General features: G+C 60.4%; 19 protein-coding genes, 1 tRNA gene and 1 pseudogene. 13 read left to right on the top strand and 8 right to left on the bottom strand.

Annotation, left to right across the window (positions count from 1 at the left end; all coding sequences use genetic code 11):
- Positions 1–566 (top strand): annotated as a pseudogene (locus ACK8OU_RS18495) (hypothetical protein); the annotation flags it as partial.
- A 58-nt stretch (positions 567–624) separates the two neighbouring features.
- Positions 625–924 (top strand): hypothetical protein, encoded by a 300-nt coding sequence (locus tag ACK8OU_RS18490; protein ID WP_410304830.1) that lies wholly within the window; start codon positions 625–627, stop codon positions 922–924.
- A gap of 120 nt (positions 925–1,044) precedes the next feature.
- Here ACK8OU_RS18490 and ACK8OU_RS18485 read toward each other — a convergent pair whose 3' ends face one another.
- Positions 1,045–3,954 carry a UvrD-helicase domain-containing protein gene (locus ACK8OU_RS18485; protein ID WP_410304831.1) on the bottom strand — a complete coding sequence of 970 codons (2,910 nt, stop codon included), beginning with the start codon at positions 3,952–3,954 and terminating at the stop codon, positions 1,045–1,047.
- Between the two features lie 264 nt (positions 3,955–4,218).
- On the opposite strand from ACK8OU_RS18485, the gene ACK8OU_RS18480 reads away from it, so the two are divergent.
- Both ACK8OU_RS18480 and ACK8OU_RS18475 read left to right on the top strand, forming a co-directional pair.
- Positions 4,219–4,473, top strand: a complete 255-nt coding sequence (locus ACK8OU_RS18480) for a ribbon-helix-helix domain-containing protein (protein WP_068767782.1) — start codon at positions 4,219–4,221, stop codon at positions 4,471–4,473.
- Positions 4,474–4,477: 4 nt separating this feature from the next.
- Entirely contained in the window at positions 4,478–4,789 is a 312-nt protein-coding gene (locus ACK8OU_RS18475) for a type II toxin-antitoxin system RelE/ParE family toxin (protein ID WP_410304829.1), read from the top strand.
- A gap of 138 nt (positions 4,790–4,927) precedes the next feature.
- On the opposite strand, the gene ACK8OU_RS18470 is transcribed toward ACK8OU_RS18475, so the two are convergent.
- The 3 genes from ACK8OU_RS18470 to ACK8OU_RS18460 form a co-directional block, all read right to left on the bottom strand.
- Positions 4,928–5,042: transfer RNA gene (locus ACK8OU_RS18470), tRNA-OTHER, on the bottom strand.
- Between the two features lie 340 nt (positions 5,043–5,382).
- Positions 5,383–5,892, bottom strand: a complete 510-nt coding sequence (locus ACK8OU_RS18465) for a PIN domain-containing protein (RefSeq protein ID WP_410304828.1) — start codon at positions 5,890–5,892, stop codon at positions 5,383–5,385.
- Complete coding sequence (locus ACK8OU_RS18460; protein ID WP_410304827.1) at positions 5,889–6,920, bottom strand: helix-turn-helix domain-containing protein; 1,032 nt, start codon at positions 6,918–6,920, stop codon at positions 5,889–5,891. Before ACK8OU_RS18460 ends, ACK8OU_RS18465 begins: the two co-directional genes overlap by 4 nt.
- A 155-nt stretch (positions 6,921–7,075) precedes the next feature.
- Here ACK8OU_RS18460 and ACK8OU_RS18455 point away from each other — a divergent pair, with 155 nt between their 5' ends.
- The 3 genes from ACK8OU_RS18455 to ACK8OU_RS18445 are packed head-to-tail and all read left to right on the top strand — an operon-like array spanning position 7,076 to position 9,551.
- Entirely contained in the window at positions 7,076–7,300 is a 225-nt protein-coding gene (locus ACK8OU_RS18455) for a DUF2188 domain-containing protein (RefSeq protein WP_410304826.1), read from the top strand.
- Between the two features lie 26 nt (positions 7,301–7,326).
- Positions 7,327–8,352 (top strand): CBASS cGAMP-activated phospholipase, encoded by a 1,026-nt coding sequence (locus ACK8OU_RS18450; RefSeq protein WP_410304825.1) that lies wholly within the window; start codon positions 7,327–7,329, stop codon positions 8,350–8,352.
- Complete coding sequence (locus ACK8OU_RS18445; RefSeq protein ID WP_410304824.1) at positions 8,349–9,551, top strand: nucleotidyltransferase domain-containing protein; 1,203 nt, start codon at positions 8,349–8,351, stop codon at positions 9,549–9,551. The genes ACK8OU_RS18450 and ACK8OU_RS18445 overlap by 4 nt, the downstream gene beginning before the upstream one ends.
- Positions 9,552–10,315: 764 nt before the next feature.
- Here the strand turns inward: ACK8OU_RS18445 and ACK8OU_RS18440 are convergent.
- Positions 10,316–11,308 (bottom strand): helix-turn-helix transcriptional regulator, encoded by a 993-nt coding sequence (locus ACK8OU_RS18440; protein ID WP_410304823.1) that lies wholly within the window; start codon positions 11,306–11,308, stop codon positions 10,316–10,318.
- Positions 11,309–11,516: 208 nt separating this feature from the next.
- Here ACK8OU_RS18440 and ACK8OU_RS18435 point away from each other — a divergent pair, with 208 nt between their 5' ends.
- Positions 11,517–12,128 carry a hypothetical protein gene (locus ACK8OU_RS18435; RefSeq protein WP_410304822.1) on the top strand — a complete coding sequence of 204 codons (612 nt, stop codon included), beginning with the start codon at positions 11,517–11,519 and terminating at the stop codon, positions 12,126–12,128.
- Here ACK8OU_RS18435 and ACK8OU_RS18430 read toward each other — a convergent pair.
- Positions 12,109–13,407: a tyrosine-type recombinase/integrase gene (locus ACK8OU_RS18430; protein ID WP_410304821.1), complete on the bottom strand. Its 1,299-nt coding sequence runs from the start codon at positions 13,405–13,407 to the stop codon at positions 12,109–12,111. The genes ACK8OU_RS18435 and ACK8OU_RS18430 overlap by 20 nt on opposite strands.
- Before the next feature lie 549 nt (positions 13,408–13,956).
- On the opposite strand from ACK8OU_RS18430, the gene ACK8OU_RS18425 reads away from it, so the two are divergent.
- From ACK8OU_RS18425 to ACK8OU_RS18405, 5 genes are read left to right on the top strand one after another with little or no spacing between them, the layout of a single operon-like run.
- Complete coding sequence (locus tag ACK8OU_RS18425) at positions 13,957–14,214, top strand: helix-turn-helix domain-containing protein (protein WP_410304820.1); 258 nt, start codon at positions 13,957–13,959, stop codon at positions 14,212–14,214.
- The gene (locus ACK8OU_RS18420; RefSeq protein WP_410304819.1) at positions 14,211–14,480 is read left to right on the top strand and encodes a hypothetical protein; all 270 of its coding nucleotides are present in this window, start codon (positions 14,211–14,213) and stop codon (positions 14,478–14,480) included. Before ACK8OU_RS18425 ends, ACK8OU_RS18420 begins: the two co-directional genes overlap by 4 nt.
- A complete protein-coding gene (locus ACK8OU_RS18415; protein ID WP_410304818.1) occupies positions 14,477–14,872 on the top strand; it encodes a VRR-NUC domain-containing protein in 396 nt (131 codons plus the stop codon). Before ACK8OU_RS18420 ends, ACK8OU_RS18415 begins: the two co-directional genes overlap by 4 nt.
- Positions 14,869–15,879 carry a helix-turn-helix domain-containing protein gene (locus tag ACK8OU_RS18410; RefSeq protein ID WP_410304817.1) on the top strand — a complete coding sequence of 337 codons (1,011 nt, stop codon included), beginning with the start codon at positions 14,869–14,871 and terminating at the stop codon, positions 15,877–15,879. The genes ACK8OU_RS18415 and ACK8OU_RS18410 overlap by 4 nt, the downstream gene beginning before the upstream one ends.
- Positions 15,876–16,547, top strand: coding sequence for a hypothetical protein (locus tag ACK8OU_RS18405; protein ID WP_410304816.1), 672 nt, complete (start codon positions 15,876–15,878; stop codon positions 16,545–16,547). Before ACK8OU_RS18410 ends, ACK8OU_RS18405 begins: the two co-directional genes overlap by 4 nt.
- A 307-nt stretch (positions 16,548–16,854) precedes the next feature.
- Here ACK8OU_RS18405 and ACK8OU_RS18400 read toward each other — a convergent pair whose 3' ends face one another.
- Together ACK8OU_RS18400 and ACK8OU_RS18395 are read right to left on the bottom strand one after the other, a co-directional pair.
- Positions 16,855–17,784, bottom strand: a complete 930-nt coding sequence (locus tag ACK8OU_RS18400) for a DUF2971 domain-containing protein (RefSeq protein ID WP_410304815.1) — start codon at positions 17,782–17,784, stop codon at positions 16,855–16,857.
- Positions 17,785–17,883: 99 nt separating this feature from the next.
- A partial coding sequence (locus ACK8OU_RS18395) for a hypothetical protein (RefSeq protein ID WP_410304814.1) occupies positions 17,884–18,100 on the bottom strand: 217 nt, incomplete at its 5' end.

The raw sequence follows: 18,100 nt of genomic DNA, 5'->3' as shown, positions 1-18,100 counted from the left end.
AATTGATGTTGCTCGACGCCCTTGAAGATCCGATGATGTTCATGGGCGATTGGTTGGACAATGGCGGGGAGGACCTGATCCTTGAAGCGGTTCCAGAGTGCAAGGTGCGCTTGCTCGCTGACTTCGCAGCGATAGCACGTCAGGTGGTCCCGCAATCATTCTTGAACCAGATGCAAAATGGAGCGACCTCACTCTTGATCGGGGACGTTCTCATGGTCCATGCGGGCCTCAACCCAGAACGCAATGCTTTCGATTTTCTCTCCGAGCCTCGGCAGGCTGTGGTTGGAAGCAATCATTGGGCTTGGATCAGAGAGCCTTTCCTCCATTGGAAGGCTGGATGGGGCCCAAAGTGCAACTGGGCGGTCATACACGGACACACACCAGCAGTAGACAGACTGGTAACCGCAGACGACTTTGAACCACACGCCGATAAGCTGTTAGATCACTCACGGATTTGCCTTGACGCTGGGGCAGCAAAGGGAATTCCGCAAGTCGCTTGGGCAGAGTTTAACGATGGTCGGTATCGGATCGGCATCACAAACAAGGGGCTGAAGAACAGTATCTAATATCAGTTCGGCCGCCGCAGGGGGATTGCGCTGAACGATGACATAGGGAAGCGAAGTAATGGCGGATCGAACTACAAAGACATTTTATCTGACTGACGAAGCCATATCAAAGCTGCGGTCATCAGTTCTCTTTTCGGGCATGACAGAAAACTCTCAGGGAATGCTGGAAGAGTTCCTCCAAACGGCGCTTGGCGGCATGAATCGCGTCGGAAAGAAACTTCTAGATGCAAGACTGAACAAGTCGCGTGACCTTCTTAGCCACGAGGAACAAATTAATTTTTGGCCTGGGCTCAAAGCGGAAATTGAGAGCTTGCTTAGCATAGAGATTATCCAGCCTACGACGAAGCGTTCAGTTTAACTATGAGACTCAAGCATTTCAGACATGACTTTCAGGTCATTCAGAGTTGCAAGTTCGTTCATGATAGTCGCATGCAGAATGTAAAACGGGCTCAAGTCGATGGTCCAATCGATTGTAATCTTAAGTACCGCGCGTATCAGCCTTTATCCGCCGACGTCGCTGCATGTTAACGGTCTGGTTATCTTTCGACATCTTCGATTTGCCGGTACATGTCGGATAGCGGACGCAGCCGAGGAACTTACCAAAACTGCCGCTGCGTTCGACCAGCCAGCCATCTTCGCAGTCCGGGCAGGTCGGATAATTTGCACCGCAGGAACATCGAACCTCGCTGGTCCCCTCGGCATGTCGTGGCAGGGCCGTGCCGCAGGATGGGCAGGCCGGGAGCAGATTTCCGCAGTGCTGGACATGCTCGCAACGGTACCAGATGCGGCCATCCTGCCCGGTCACGCCCAGCAATCGTCCCCCGCATTCACCGCAGACATGAGCCTCGGGTTCAGCTCCAGGGGCTGTCGAAATCCCGTAGGCAGGGTCTTTCCGAAGCTCGGTCACAAAGGACGACGGTCGGGCATTCGAGGCAAGGATCGTCAGGGTATGTCGGGCCCGCGTCATCGCCACATACATGACGCGCCGCTCCTCTGCGTTCTGGAACGCCTCCTCTTCCGGCGAAACCAGCGACAGGAGCGGGTCGTCGACGATCTCTGACGGGAACCCCATGCGCCCGCTGTCGGCGTTCAGCAGGACGACGTGGTCGGCCTCCAGCCCCTTCGACGCATGGATGGTCTTGAATTCAATCTTCAGCCGCGGGAAGCGACGCCACAGACCCGGCATGTCCGGTTCGTTGAAACGATAGCGGCCAAGGAGCAATACCGTCGCGGGCTTTGCCCCGAGCGCAGCGGCGGCAGACAGGGCGGCAAGCACCTCGTTCAGTTTCCCCTCATCCTCGCCTTTGGACACGGAGACGACCCTGATCGCCGGTTCGGTCGCGGTCCCGGCCGGGACGATCTTCTTGTCGATCTGGGCAGGGTTCCGCAGAACGAATGTACGGGCGGCAAAGGCGATCTGGTCAACCGAACGGAAGGTGCGGCCGAGATCGACGGTTCTGTGCACGCCAGTTTCGCCATCGAAGCGCCCCCCGAACTCCCGCCCGAAGTGGCGCATCAGGTGGATGTCGGATCCGGCGAAGCGGAAGATGGATTGCCAGTCATCACCCACGGCAAAGACGCGCACATCCGGATGCTGGGCCTTCAGCGCCTTCACCAGCCGTGCCCGGCTTTGCGAGATGTCCTGGAACTCGTCGACGAGAATATGGCGGAACGGGCTGACATAGCGGCCGTCCTCGGCATAGCGCGCGGCGCGCAGGATCATGTCCTCGAAGTCGATCCGGCCCTCGAGGCGCTTCTGGTATTCTTCGAAGACCGGCGCGAAGACGTCGAGGAACGCCCGGGCACGTTTGCCCAGCTTCATCCGGTCTGACTTGGTCTCGCAGTCCTGCAGGCTGTAGCCGCCGCTCTTGAACTTGCGCAGGAAGGTTCCGAGCAGCTTGGAAAAGTCATCGACCTGCTTCAGCTCGACGATCCGGTCATAGATGGTTTCGACCGGCCGGGGGTTCAGGGTGACATGCGGCGCCAGCTTCTCTGCGAGGCTGGTCAGCAGGCGGCCCTCCTGCCGTTCATAGCTGAAGGTCTCGATCAGGGTGGTTTGATGATCGGCGTGGACCTTCCGCTTCCAGTCCATGCCCGCCAGGTATTCGTCGCGGTCCACGAAAGGCGCAGTGACCAGCCTTTCGCTGCCGTCCCGCGTCTTCTCTCGCCGCACTCCGAAATGCTCGATGTAGATGCCGCTTTCGGTCAGGCGGAAATCGGGCTGGTAATCGCGCCTGCCGATCTCGGAAACCTTGTGCTCGTAGAGGGGCTCGTACTCGTACTCGACGCCGTTTTCGTAAAGCCAGTTGGCGATCTGCAGCTCTTCGTAGCTCTTGACCTTCTCGCCCTGCAGCGTCCGCAGGTCTTGGGCTTCCATGTGAGTGTAGAAGTCATGCTTGGTCTTGAAGTCCCATTCCGTCTTGGGCTCGACCAGGAAATGCGCGAAGAACTGGATGATCGCCTTCGACACCTCTGACAGGCGGTAGACCAGGTCCTTCAGTATCTGCTTGATCAGGTTGGAGAAGGCAGTGTCGTCGGTGGCATGATCCGCCAAGGCGGGCTTTGACCCTTCGACGATCCCGATGATGTCATAGGCAATCGCGTGGAAGGTCCGCGCGACGATGGGCACGCCGGATCGGGCTTCGACCCGTTCCGACATTTCCTCAGCAGCATTCTTCGCGAAGGCCAGAAGCAGGATTTCCTCCGGCTGGCGGATGCCCGCCTTGACCAGATAGGCCGCCTTGGCGGTGATGACGCTGGTCTTGCCGGATCCTGCCCCGGCAAGGACCAGAGTCGCATCTTCGTCAACGACGACCGAAAGGCGCTGTTCCGGAGTCAGCGGCTTGCTCTCGATGGTGTCGAAGAAATCCTTCCAGTGGTCCAGTTCGGCCGTGACGAAGGCGGCGATGGCATTCGCCCGCGCCGTTCGCGGGTCGGCGACGAATTTCCGGACAGGTGCGATGCGCGCGACGACCTCGGGGCCGATGGCATCGGCATTCAGCTTCGACAGAAGCGATGCATCCAGAGCCTTGGCGTCATCCATGAGCGGCGCGATCTTGCACGCCGAGGGATATTGCGGCGGTGCCGCTAGTGCAAGCACCCCGGCAAGAACCTTGTCCAGCCGCGCTGCTTCCTTCTCAAGGGCGGCGAGATTGACGCGCGTCCAGGCCTCCTTGACCTCTTCCGCGAACTCCCTGGCTGCGACGTGCCCCGCCCCCTTTAGCGTGACATCGTTATGCTCCTGCGAGTTTATGGTCAGCGCAGTTCCGAGCATTCCCTTCCGGAGAGCTGGTGCATGGGTCAGCGCCTGCAGTGACACGGTCGCATCCTGACCGCGTCGCGTAATTCTGATGTAATCCCCGTCTAGCGCAATTGCACGAGCCGACATCCCAAAGGGGTCAATCAGAAAACCAAGCAAAGGGCGTTGTTGCAGTCGAATCAATGAACTGGGCCTCGTGGTCGCGTCCTGTCAGCTTGTGCTGCGGCCAGGGTGGTCTGCAACCGTGATCGGTCTCTATGCGCGCACCGATTCCGGCCCCTGCGGAGAATAGGAATACCAATCTCCGCAGCTGATGCGGAGATTGGGTATTTGACGCGCCTTGTCCACGTGTTCATTCTTGCTTATCTTGAATACAGGCAGACGGAGGCCAGCATGTCCCAGACCACAACGATGACTGTCCGCATCAGCGGCGCGCTGAGCGAGTTCGTTGCCTCGAACGTGGGGGAGAACGGCTCATACGAGAACATCAGCGAGTATGTTCGCGACCTGATCCGGCGCGACAAAGAGCGGGCGGAGCGGGAGGCGTTTGATCGTCTCAAGGCTGAGCTGACGCGCGCCTTTGCGGCTCCGGAGGAAAGCTATCGCCCGTTGACGGCGGCCGAGGTCATCGCCCGGAACCGGGGCTGACGACGTGGCCATTCGCGTTCAGGAGGCCGCCTCGTTGCGGCTTGACGAGATCTACCGATACACGCGTGACCGCTGGGGCACCGTGCAGGCGGATCGGTACATCACCGAGCTCTTCGCGGCGTTCGACCAGATCGAAAGCCATGGCGTTGTTTCACGCCCAATCCCGGCCGAGTTCGGGGTCGAAGGCTTCTACTTCCGGCAAGCACATCATTTCGTTTACTGGCGGCGGTTCTCGAACGGGGACGTCGGTATCGTGACGATCCTTCACGAGCGGATGCATCAGATGGATCGGTTCCGGGATGATCTGCCGAAGTGACGGATGGCTCCGGCGACGATCATCTTTCTCTGCCGTTGGGGGACTCGAAAAATGTTGACCAAGCGTTGACCAGAATTCGAGCGCGCAAAACCCGACGGTTTACGTCGGGTTCTATCTATTTGATATCATTTAGGATTTTGGTTGCGGGAGTCAGATTTGAACTGACGACCTTCAGGTTATGAGCCTATACTTTAACGACTCAAATAACTTAGGAAAACCAGATGCTTGGCCGATAAGCCTTTGATATCGCGCAAATAGTGACCCCGCATTCATCCGCATTCGCCGACATTCAGCCGCAAACCCGGCGCGAAACCCGCATTCGCGGGTTGATGTGGCGTTGATGTAGCCCTGCCCCCATCCTTGCCCAAGATTGATCAATAAATGCCCTTTTGTCGAGACAACCACATCGACGTGCCCGGCCCTGAGCGGACGGTTGGCTTTGCCAATACAGTTCACGAAGGCGGTCCTTCATCCTTTCTGCATCGAATGCGAGATGTAGCCGTTGTATGGCGAACGGCAGCTTCAGAGGAGCAGGACACAAACGGTGGCTCAGGACCGGGACGGGGCAAACGACCATCGGAGTCGTTACTATGTCAGGACTTGCGGAGAAAGCGCAGGCGGCTTTCGATTTCGGCCGGGGGCAGGAACACAGCGCGGTCATCCCGCCAAAGCTCAAGAGCCGAGATCAGCAGGTCGGCTTCGCAGACGTCGGCCGCACGCAATTCGTCGATGATCCAGAGCACGCCATGCACCCGCACACTGCGCGCGACGGCAACCCTCCGCAGGTTCGCGTCGCCTGTCAGCAGAATCCCGTTCTCGTGACAAGTGGCGGTCACCAATGCAAAGCAGTCGTTCGCCGAAAGACCGCTGTGCTCCCGCTTGATCGCTAACACCTCGGCGACATCCTCACCGGGCAGGTCATATGTCGCCAAACCTCCATCCTCAAGCATACGCCATTCCTGTGGCGTGAAGTCGAGCAGCTCTTCCAAGCGGATCGGCAAGGGCACGATGAACTGGTAGGGCAGCTGCAGAAGGACATGAAGCAACTGCCCCTTGCGGAGGTCGATCAGGCATGACGCATCGTTGACGACAATGCAGGTCAATGTTCGCGCGGCCCCCGGATTTCACGTTCGATGATGTTCAGGGGCAGGCCAAGCATCTGCGCCGCACGGACCGGGGAAATCAGTTCTTCGCCAAGGGCACGCCAGACCAGACGCTTAAAGCGTTGAGGGACCTCGAACGCCGCAAACCCCTCTCCCTCTTTGATCGGCTCGGGTTCAACGGTTCGCCATTTGCGGGCGTAAGTCTTGAAGGCATATTCTACAGCTGCTTCTGACAGAACGCCGACCTGGCGAAGGCGCATCAGCATCGCTGCAGCTGAAACGCCATAGGTCTGTTTGAGCCGCATGATCTCGTGATAGGTGACGCTACGCGGGTGTTCGCCAGTCATGGCGGTGAGGTGCTCTGCGGGTATCAGAAAAGCCCCTGCGAAGCGGTTCATCGCCGGCTCTAGTCGGATCGATGGATTGCCGGTCCCGTCGATGATCCGATGAGCCAGCTCGTGTGCTAGGTTGAATCGCTTGCGCTCGACATTGGTTTGGCGCGCGACAACGATCACTTCGGTTGGTGGGCGATTTGCCCGCTCGACATGGCATGCCATGCCGTTGATCCGTTCCGGCAGATCGGTCTCGATGACCTTCAGCCCCTTGTCCTCGAGCAGCACGGTCATGCTGGGGATCGGATCTATCCCTAACTGCCATTTCGCGCGAACTTCCATCGCCTTTTTGTCGAGGGCGACATCGCTCTCGACACGGTCGATCCGGATTTCCGCGAAGGGATCATCCGAAGGGTGAAGGTCAAGAATGTCCTCGATGGCGAGGTAGTCTTCCAGCTTCCCGATCACGACCGCTTCAGCCTTGGCGCGATCCTGTGCTGAGGCGTTGGAGGTTTTGCGCCATTCAAGAGACTGAAGCGCCTCCACCTGACCGCCCATCAGGAAGTCCAGCGACACCCCGAGGGACTTGCTTAGGCCGACCAGCACGCCCGACGACGGCATCATCTTGTCTGCCTCGTATTTGCTGATGGCCTGCGCAGAAACGCTCGGGGTCACGCTCTCTGCGAGTGCCTGCATAGATAATCCTGCCTGCTTGCGGGCAAGCCTGAGCCTTTGTCCGAACACGGTTCTCTCCCATCGACTTCACGGCGGTTGATAAACGCCATATATTTGTTTATATATAAACACAAGGTTGACAAAGCGTCAATGAAAATAGGGGCGCAAATGCCAAAATGACCAATAAAAATCAACATGTTGCGCCTCATGCGAGCGGATGGGCTGTCTGGGGTGCGGGTAACGGGCGCGCCACCTCAGTTCACGGCACGCAGCGTGAGGCGATCAGCGCGGCACGTGAAGTCGCGATCCGGCAAGGCAGCGAAATGCTGATCCATGGCGAGAACGGCCGCATCCGTGAGCGCAACACCTATGGCAAGGACCCTTATCCGCCGAAAGGCTAATGGGCAAAAGCGGGATGGACGTCCGGATGAGCAGCCGCGAGAACAACAGGCAGATACGTCGTATCCTCTCCATCGATGGTGGCGGGATCAAGGGCACAATGCCTGCTGCCTTCCTCGCGGGGCTCGAGGAGGACCTTGGCGAGCCCATCGGGCGCTATTTTGATCTCATCGCCGGCACGTCGACCGGTGGCATCATCGCACTGGGCCTGGGCCTCGGTCGCACCGCAAGAGAGCTGCTGGAGCTTTACGAGCGTCGCGGGCCTGTCATTTTCGGCCAAGACAATGCGGATGTTGAGGCGCCGGGCTGGATGCAGAAAGCTTGGCGCACCCTCACCGCTACAGGGCGACACGCTGTCGGACCAAAACACGATGCGGCAATTCTTGCCCGGGAGCTGAGAGCCGTCCTGAACGACGATCTGATCGGGCAATCACGGACCCGGTTGGTGATCCCGGCATGGGATGCCGATCTCCGCAGCCCCTATGTTTACAAGACCGCGCATCACACGCGCCTGCAAACCGATTATCGCAAGACGGCACTGGATGCCGCTCTGGCCACGGCGGCCGCGCCCACGTATTTCAAGCGGCATCGCACGGTCGATGACATCGGCCTGACCGATGGTGGAACTTGGGCCAACAACCCCACGGCGATTGCCGTCGTCGAAGCCATCACCCTTCTGGGGTGGCATCCGTCAGACCTCCGCATTCTGAGCCTGGGATGCCTGGACGAGGTCTACATGCTGCCCGAAAGCCCAGGTTTTGCAGGGCTCGGCCTCAAAGTCCTCAACCTCTACGCGGATGGGCAATCACACGGTGCCCTCGGCATGGCAAAGCTCCTGACGGGTCACCCTTACGACGGGGATCGCATCTACCGCGTTTCGCCGTCAGTCCCGAGTGGGTTTTTCACTTTGGACGACACCACTAAGATCGGCCGCCTCAAGGGCCTCGGCATGTCGGAAGCCCGAAAGGCGAAGCCCCACCTGACCCCGATCTTCTTCACACAGCCTGCCGATGACTTCGTGCCGGTCCATCAACTCAAGGAGGATGCGGCATGAACCAGATGTTGCGACAACCGCTGACCGACAACGATATTCGTCGGCGCACGCAGATATTCACCATATTGGACGAGATCGGCACGGATCTGGATCTCACTGAAACCCAGTTTGATCGTGCCCGCCAGAGCTATGGTGCGGTCGGGGACTGGTTGTCGGGATCGACCGATCCGCTGCTGGTCAGCGTCATGGTCTACCTACACGGATCTAGCGCGCTCGGAACGGCCGTGAAGCCAATCGGACGCCGGGAATTCGATGTCGATCTGATCTGCTTCTGTGCAGGTGTCGCGTCCAGCATCTCCCCGGAGGTCCTTAAGGCGGCGGTTGGCAAGCGGTTGAAGGAACACGCGACCTACGTTCGGCTTCTCGAAGAAAAGAAGCGCTGCTGGCGTTTGAACTATGCGGGGGATTTCCACCTCGACCTGTCCCCGACCATCGCGAACCCGGCCTGCTTCAACCGTGGTGAACTGGTGCCTGACCGGGCCTTAGGGGCGTGGCATCCGACAAACCCGCGTGCCTACAAGGCCTTGTTCGATGAGCGTGCTGCACTCCGGCCCACCTTTGCAGGCAAGCTCATCGCCATGCAGCGGGATAAGGCGACGGTAGAACCCTTCCCCGTCCGTGAGGCGGTGAAGGGAATCCTGCGCCGCATCGTGCAGTTGCTCAAACGGCACCGGGACGTGTTTTACGAGAACAACAAGGAAGACGTCGCCCCGATTTCAATCATCATCACCACGCTCGCGATGCAGGCATATGCGTATTGCGTGCGGCGGCATGTCTTTGAAGACGAGATGGATGTGGTGGTCGAAACGATCCGGATGATGCCGCATTTCATCGAGCGCCCCATTTTGGACGGACGACAGGGCTATGCCATCCTGAACGAGACAACCGACGGGGAAAATTTCGCGGACAACTGGAACAAGGATGCCCGTCGCGCCCCGGCATTCCACGCGTGGCACGCACAAGTCTTGTCTGACTTCGAGGCTCTTCGTGATGCGGTTGGTCAAGACCGTTTGTCTGTTAACATGGAGCGTTCGTTCGGCCCCGGTGTCACCGGACGTGTTCTCGGAAACCGCATCAGTGCGGTGTCGGATGGCCGAAAATCAGGCCTGCTTTCCGTCGCACCGCTGATCGGGTTGACGACATCACAGGTCGCCGCATCAACGGCCGTTCCCGCCAACACGTTCTTCGGCGACCAATGAAGGGATCCGGCCGAAATCAGGACCTGACCCTGTCACAGCAACTGCTGTTTCTGAAGGCCAACCCGGCAATCGGAGGTGGGGGAACGGTCCGCACAAACAAGCTGACATGGCAAGTGCCCATACAGCCGACCGCCTTAGCGCGCTCCTATCTTGCCACCGTCACGTATCGACTGGGTCAAACGCCCGACGTTCAGATAGACGATCCGGACCTTGAACTACTGGCAGACGGGCGACCTTTGCCTCATGTTTACAGGGATCCGCTGCGTCTTTGCCTCTATCTTCCGGGAACACGTGAGTGGGAGGCACGAAAGCGGATCGACCAGACAGTCATTCCATGGACCTACCTCTGGCTCTACTATTTCGAGGACTGGCTTTGGTCTGACGACTGGAAAGGTGACGGGCGGCACCCCGGTGACGAACCAGTACCTGCTGGAAACCGGGCGCTGCGCAGGGCAGTGGCCCGACCCCAAAGGGTGATTTCTGTCCCTCGTTGAGCACTTCAGCTTATTCATCACGTTAGCACGGTCAGAACCCCCGGGCAAAACCCAGCTCGTTTCGGCACTTTTGTGGCTGATCGCGGGAGCAGCCGTTCGCTGTGCGGCCCGGCGAACTGCCAAGGAGGGCTCACAGCCGACCCTGCGGCAGCGCCGCGTGATCCCCGCGTTCGTCATGGGTTGAATGTCAGTTTTTGACCCCGACGCATGAACGTTTCGCAGCCATGGCGAAGGTCTGGAGTCCGCCCTCCACGTCGCTACTGACCCCACTCATGGCAGCACCTTCACCTCACCGCGCCGTACCTGGTCGAGGATTGAGATCAGCTCCGGCGGATCAAGGACCTCGACATCGTTGCCCCAGATGATCAGGTGCCACGCCATCTCGACCCATCCACTGGCGGTGAGTTCCACGAGCAAGCCGCCATCGGCCATGTCTGTCAGAACCTGTGTCGGATGGAACATGAACTCGCGCGCAACTGGTGCTGCGCGTGGCGAGAAGCGCCAGCGCACGAGTCCATGCTCCGCTTCGGAAAAGTATGATCCGAAGGCGAAGGTGCTGTAGGTTTCGATGTCAAAGTCGGGATCGCGCTGGAACAGGATCGAGGTGCCGCTCATCTTGATGATCCTATCAAGGCGGTATTGCTTGAACTGCCGGTCATCCGGCCCATCGCGAGCCACGAGATAATGACGCGTGCCGACGATTATCCCGTGTGGCTCAACAAGCTTGGTTCGGGGCTCCGGGTTGCGCGCACTGATGTAGGTTATCTCGACCATGCTCGGGTGGAGCAGCGAATAAAACAAGTTCTCGAGATGCAGCTTTTCAACTCGAGCGGCAGGTCCAGGGCGGCATGCAAAGCCATTCGCAAGCATCATGATCTCTGAGCTGACCTCAGCTGACCGCGCATGCATACGGGGGACCGACGCAACCAGGTGATCTCGGATGCGCTGCAGCGCCACCACCTCGTGTTCAGCGCCATCGCGCGCCGCGCGCCGGATCGCAAGATCAAGCGCGGACAGCTCCTTTTCATGAACGACGCGATGGTCGATGAAGGGAACCTGTGCCAGCTTCCAGAAGCGCCGCCGCTCCTCATCTTCGGTGATCAGCACCTTGGGGCAAAGATCCTCCAGCTCACGTGCCATGCGTCGTGCGGTCCGCTCGTTCACGGACAACTCGCTCATGATGTCCCGCAGGCTGACACCGCGGTATCGCGCTTTGGCCATTTCGGCGATGCGCAGCAATTCCCGAGCTTTGACGAACGACATTGACTGCCTCCGCAACAAAAATGCCCAAGCGACCTCGTAGGGGTAAGATTCTTACCCCCACCTTAGATTACCATGGCCTCGTGGTCGAGCCGAATCGTTCAGACAGGCGCCTCTGGGCCTCGCTGCTCGTCTCGAGACACAGCCAAGACGCTGCTTTGCATGGAATCCATCTGGCCGGGCAGCTACCCAACTGAAAGGATTTCTGCCAATGGGACTTCCACAACGCGCCTTCTACCCCGTCCATGAAACAGCCGCACGATGGGGCTGCACGGTTTCCGATATTGCGGGCTGGGCCGCGACGGGATCGCTCAAGATCGTCACAGGCATACCACCCGTGCTCTGTGGCGAGGAACGGGTGGCCGGGATGATCAGCATCGACCCCGCCGATATCCTGCCCATGTTCAGACGCTGTGGGACAGGCCCGCAGGAAGCCAACCTGCAGCGCATCAAACCGCTCGAGGCGACTGACTGGCTCTACATCACGACGCCTGAGGACGGCGTTCTGGTCTCGATCGGCGACATGATGATCCTCGGCGAGGATGTCCACAAATTCGAGATGACCAACGACCTCTTCGGCCGCGTCGCAGGTGGCGCTGGGCTAGGAGGAGGTGGGGACTATGACTGGGCAGGGATGAATGTCGAAATCACCCGCCGCGTTTTCGAGGACGGCCTGCCGAAGTCGCAAGGCGAGTGGATCCGGGAGTTGCAGGACTGGTTCTCGATGCAGTCTGAGGACGGAACCTTCCCCGACGAAAAATCGATCCGGCTGCGGCTGGCGCCGATCCTGAAAGCATTGAAGTTCAAGCACCCGAAGCGATGAGTGGGCTCGTCTCGGGGCGTGGACCATCGACCGGCTGGGGTTGGGTAATGTGAACGAGGCGGGGCTTTGGTTTGAATGCGCTGGCCACAGCGCCCACACCAGCGCGCAAGGGCGAGTCCATCAGATGCGCATAGCGCTGGGTTGTCTGCATCTGGCTATGGCCCAGCAACTTGCCGATCATCTCTAGCGACGCGCCTCCGCTCACCAGCAGCGAGGCGAAGGTATGACGCAAGTCGTGAATGCGCACGTCCTCGATCCCGACGTCCTTCTGGATGCGCGCCCAGAAGCGGCGAATTTCCTGCACGGGCTGGCCAGGCGTGTCGCCCGGGAAAAGCCATGGCGATCCTTTGACAACAGCGATGCGCCGCTGGCGGACGATAGCCGCGGCCTCATCGGAAATCGGCACGCGGTGAACACGGCGCTGCTTGGTCGTGCTGGCAGGCTTGGTCCAGCTCAGATGCTCGAGGTTGAAATCCTCAAAGCGGGCCTGCCGAACTTCGCCCACGCGCGCGCCTGTCAGCATGCAGAGGCGAATAATCCCAGCGGCGCGGTCGTCTTGCGCCGCGTCGAGCGCCATAGCGAGGCGTGAGATTTCCTCTTGCGACAGATATCGCTCGCGCGGCGTCTCCATCCGACGGCGAAACCCCATGGCGGGGTTGTCGTCGCGCCATCCCCATTTGATGGCATAGGCAAACATCTTGCGGATCACTTCGCCGACACGGTTCGCGCGCACTGGCGTGGGCTTGGCCCCTTGCAACTTGCGCGCGCGGTTGTTCGGCTTGGATTTGGCTGGACGTGAGCGTCCTTCGGCAACCTTGGTCAGAAGCAACTCGACGTCATAGGCTGAGACTTCGGTGACCAGCATCCTGCCCCACGCAGGGCCGATGAACTTTTCCATCATGGAGCGCTGGTCGACAGCATTGAGAGGCGCGAGATGCGGTAAATGCACCTCGACATAGCGCTCGATCAGGTCAGTCACGCGGGGCGCCTCACGGAGTGCGCCACGCGTCGCCAGCGGGTCACCCCCTGCGTCGATCTCGCGGCGCAGTTCCTTGGCTCGTTCCCGTGCCGCCGTGACACCCCACTCGGGCCAGCGCCCAAATGTCATCCGGCGCTGGCGCCCGGCGTAGCGATAGTCGAGTGTGAAGGCGCGGCCGCCGCCCCGATAGATGCAGACGGCAAAGCCACGCACATCGGTGTCGAAGATCTGATAGTCGCGCCCCTCGGCGGGAATAGCCTCTCGTAGAACCTTTTCGGTCAGCTTCTGTCTGTTCACCATGCCAAATCCTTTCTCATGGACCTGCCATCAGGCGTAGATCCAGACCGTCATCAAGCAGAGCATGGCGGCCGGGGTGGAAGGCTGGAACAGGGTGGCATCGTGGAGACAGATCGCTTCCACCCCCAAGTTTTCTTGAAGATTTTGCCGCTACGTGACGTGCCATTGTCCCGCTGTCGAACATTGCCACACCCGCAGCCAGGACGTTTGAGCCTCCATGCGAGCCCCGGTCCGCGCTGGAAGCTGCGAATCTTCAATAATTACAGGGGGTGGAACGCGTTTTGCGGCGTTCCACCCCCGAATTGCACGCGAATGCCGAGATTTCCGGGGATTTGCCGCCGAGTGTCGCCGAAACCGGTCCGAGGGTGGCCTGCGAGGTGGCTTCAGCTCGAAGGACGGCGGGCCTACGACGCGCGAAATCATCAATGAAATAAGGGGGTGGAACGGATTTCGCGATTCCATTCCACCCCGTTCCTCCCTTCCACCCTCAAGCCTGTGCCTGAGTAGCCCTCGGAAAACGCCCGCATCGGGGCGCAAAACTGGAGGGACATTATGCAATCGCACGAAATCGGTGAAAGCATCGCAAGGCAGTCAGGCGGCTTGCTGGGAGGATGGATCAGCAGGACCGACCTCGCGCTACAACTCGGAGTGTCCGAGGACACCTTGCGTCGTTGGGACGTTCTGCGATCCGGACCGCCCTGCATCCGAGCGGGGCGCAAGGTCTACTACCGCCGCGCCACCGTCCTGGAATGGCTCGAAGAGCAGGAAACAACAGCATCGCGGCGCAAGCGTCATGGGGGACGTCGATGAGCATCCCCCTGCCCTTCCGCAAGCCCAGCGCACGCGAGCGCGTCCGCCAGGACTGGATTGACGAACGTCGTCGCGAGGCGCGCATCGTCGTTGCCGATGTCGTGAACCATTCCGACCATCTGCTGCGCTTGGCCTGCAATGTGCTCGTACAGCATGGCGAGACGCCCGAGGAGCGCGAGGATGCCCGGATCCTGCTCGTTGTTCTCGACGCCAAGTCGCCCCGGCGCCTGCCCGCGCCCAGTTCAGACCGTGAGGGCGGCCGATGAAGCGGCGGGGTACACCTGAGGCAGATCTGCAGCGTGCTGTGGTCACGGCGCTGCGTTTCGCGCTGCCCAAAGGCGCGATCATTCACCATTGCCCGAACGAGATCACCGAAGCCGGACCGCGCGGAGCGAAGCGGCAAGCGATCCTCGTAGGGATGGGTGTCCATCCTGGCTTCGCCGATCTGATGGTGCTCTGCGCTGGGCGCGTGCTGTTCCTGGAGCTGAAATCCCTCAAGGGACGGCTCAGCCCAGCGCAGGAGGCGTTTCGTGATGCGGTGACCGTGCAGGGCTTCGGCTGGGCGCTGGTGCGCTCTCTTGATGATGCGCTGGGCGCCTTGGCGGATCATGGCTTCACGACGCGTGTGGTGCCTCCGGTCGGGAGGCCAGCGCCATGAGCCATGCCGCCACCAACTGGGCCATCCAGCAGCGCGGGTTGAAGCCCACGACCAAGATCGTGCTTTGGCACCTGTGCGATCGGTTCAATCCGGATTTCGGCTGCTTCCCCTCCCAGGAGCAGTTGGCCGAGGACTGCGAGATTAGCCGATCGACGCTGAACGAGCATCTGGCGCTGCTTGAGGCCTCAGGCCTGATCCGTCGCGTGCAGCGTCTTAACCCTGGCAACAAGCGGCAGATGCCGACCCGCTACATCTTGGCCTTTGAGCCGGGCTTTGCCCAAGATCGGCCAAACCCGTGTCCGGAAACCGGACATGGCAGCGCCGCGCAAGACGACCTGCCCTTCGCGCCCCCCGAAAACGCTGCGGAAATTGGTGCATCCCCTGTGGATAAACCCGACCCGTGTCCGGAAACCGGACGCGGAGCCGTGTCCGATTTTGCCCCCGAGCCGTGTCCGGAAAATGCCCCGAGCCGTGTCCGAAATCCGGACAGTAACCTTGTAAGAGAACCAGTAAGTAAACCAGTAAAGGAGGAGGAGGGCGCGCAGGCGCGTGACGGCCTCGATGAGGGATTTTTCGGCTCGTTGCTATCGGCATTGGGCTTTGACCCTGACGGCCCTCTGCCCGGCTGGTGGCAAGGCTGGCCGCCGCGTGAACATGTTCGGCGCTGGCAGACCGACCTCGGGCTGAGCGAGGCTGAAATCCTCGAGGCGGCAGAGGCGTCGCGGCGGGAACACCCCGAGCCCCCCGATGGGCCAAAGGCGCTGGACCGTGTCATGCAGCGCGCTGCCCAGCGAAACGCGGATGAGGCGTCACGAAAATGGCGCAAGCCGAAGACGGAAGCGTCGCAGGAAACCCGACCAATCAAGGATCTGCCGATCTTCTATGCCGAGATGGTGAACTCCGATCGCTACGTACCCGTGAGCGCAATCTCAAACTCCATGCGCGACGCGATGCTTGCCCGTGGGCTTGTTACGGCGGAGCGCCTCCGCGAGCGGGGGATCCGATGAAGCACGACCGCAGCTTGCATTCCCGTGCGGGGCATGTTGGGCCGGGCCGCCCGAAGCGATCCATGTCGGTTCAGCAAGCGCTAGAGTGGGCATTTCGCGTTGAGCATGCCCAGCTTGAGCTGCCCGAGCCACCCGACCCCGAGCGCGAGCAAGGGTTTGGCTTCGGCCTCGAATACGTCCTCCTGCAGCGCGCCATCCTCGGCTGCAAGGTTGACGGCGGACAGTATAAGATTGGCAGCTACACACATGAGGACGCCGAGGTCATCGCGGCAACCGTCGCTGGGATGCCGGACGATCTTGGTGGCAAGCGCATGGCTATCAGGGTTGCCGAGCTCGCCCGCGCTGGGCTGACGCCGGACTGGTTGCCGGGGGCAGTGCCGCGCTGTGTGCCGGTCGAGGTGAAGCGCAACCAGCATGGGGAGCGGGCCACCACCACCGTGGTCGGGACCGAGCGCGTGCTGTCGCGCGGAAAGTGGCGAACGGTGGAGGTGCTGGCGTGCCCGGTGACGTTCTCGCCCCATCCGCAGCAGATCGAGGCCGCGCGGCGTGGATATGTTGATTGGTGCAGGGCGCTCGGCTGGGTATGCGAGAGCTTGCTGGCCGGCGGCTTGTTGCGGGAGATTGAGATGAAGGATGTGATGCCGAGGGGAGCACCTTGGGAAACGTAAAGGGCGGAAAGCAGTCTGACGGCACTGCGGCATGGCGGCTGCGGCAAAATGGGCAAAACAGTCGTTCATGCGAGATGCAGCGAGCAGGCCGCTAAAACGGCCCGCGGGCAGAGAGCGGACTTGCGGCAACACATCGACCCAGAGGCCGATGCCGTCGTGGTGGGCGGCTCCTCGGTTCAGGTCCTTCACCACCCGTACTGGCCGGGGCGTCTCGTTGACGAACAGCAGACGCCATGGCCACGGCAAGGGCGGTACGCGAAGAGCCGGAGAGAGTAGGCCGTAGCGGGTATGCTGCCGGGCTCGTCAGCTAACTGTAGGGAGCGCGCGGCCGGACCGGGAAGTTTCTGAAATAGTCCTCCAACAGCCCATGACTGTCCAGAATCCTGAACGGATTGTTTCCCGCAGCATTCAGCCGGTCGGCGTCATCGATGGCACACCACGGACACAACTCGCCCCCGGCCTTCATCGGCTCTCCGCATTCCGCGCAAGTTCCGGCCGGGATAGCAATGACGCCGTCTGCGAATATGCGGGCCTCATTGGCCTCGTCTACCAGATAGGGTGTTGGGAAGCTGCGGCCGATCGTTTCGTTATAAAAAGGCGCGTCGAGTTCGGTCGCCGCCTCGCGCAAGGAAGTTTTCGTGGCGTCGGTCGATTTGGCGCCTGCAATCACGACGGCCACGCACGACCCAGGAACGAAAAGGATCTTGTGACCGTGGATATCCTCAACATAGTCTTCAAAATTGACCGCCCGAACCTCCTGTTCATAGCTCCATTCGAGATATTTCGAGAAGTAGCTTTGATAGGTCACCGCATCCCGCAGCGCCATGGCGTCCCTAGGCTTTTTCCGGTGGGCCGCCATCTGCGTAAACCGCACCAGATCTTCATGCGGGCCGTCGCGGTAGGCGATGTCCCTGACCAGAAGATCCGGGAAAACATCCTGTAGCGCGGCCACGTCGAAGCCGATCACGCAGCCCCGGTGGTTGTCGGCATAATGAGCCCACATCGGCGCCACGACCGGGGACTTCGAAAAGCATGTCGTCAGCTGTGAGGGAACCTCCCCGACAACTTCGCTGTAAGTCGCGAGGAGTTCCGATCCCTGCTTGAGGTCGATGCCGAGAAACAGTTCATAGGGATCGTTGTAATCCTGCGGCAGCGAACATTTGATGCCCACATGTCCGTCGCGGTTGAACACATGCCCGATGACGTTTTCGGAAACGTACTTGAAGATCAGCGTCATAGGCTTTTCCCTTGTTCCTCGGCGCTATGGCTGCGAGCCGATGTCGTCAAGATCCTGGACGCCGGTGGCCGCCATTGGGGCCTTCGGGGTTGGGCGGCCTTATTCGGCCGAGAGCGCCTTGACGACATCGATGGTGGGCTGCAGCAGATTATTGAGTTCGGCAATGGGTTGGTTAAGGGCGGTGATCGCCGCCAACAGCGTTGGGGACAGGCCGGCCGGGCTCGCAAGGGTCTCGGCGGTCAGTTCACTAGCCATCGAGCCGGTGGCCCCTACCGGGACCGCCGCGACACCCTGGGCCCGAGCAATCTCGAATTTG

The organism is Pontitalea aquivivens (genome assembly GCF_046507575.1).
Classification (GTDB): domain Bacteria; phylum Pseudomonadota; class Alphaproteobacteria; order Rhodobacterales; family Rhodobacteraceae; genus Pontitalea; species Pontitalea aquivivens.
This window is presented reverse-complemented; position numbering and strand designations above follow the sequence as displayed.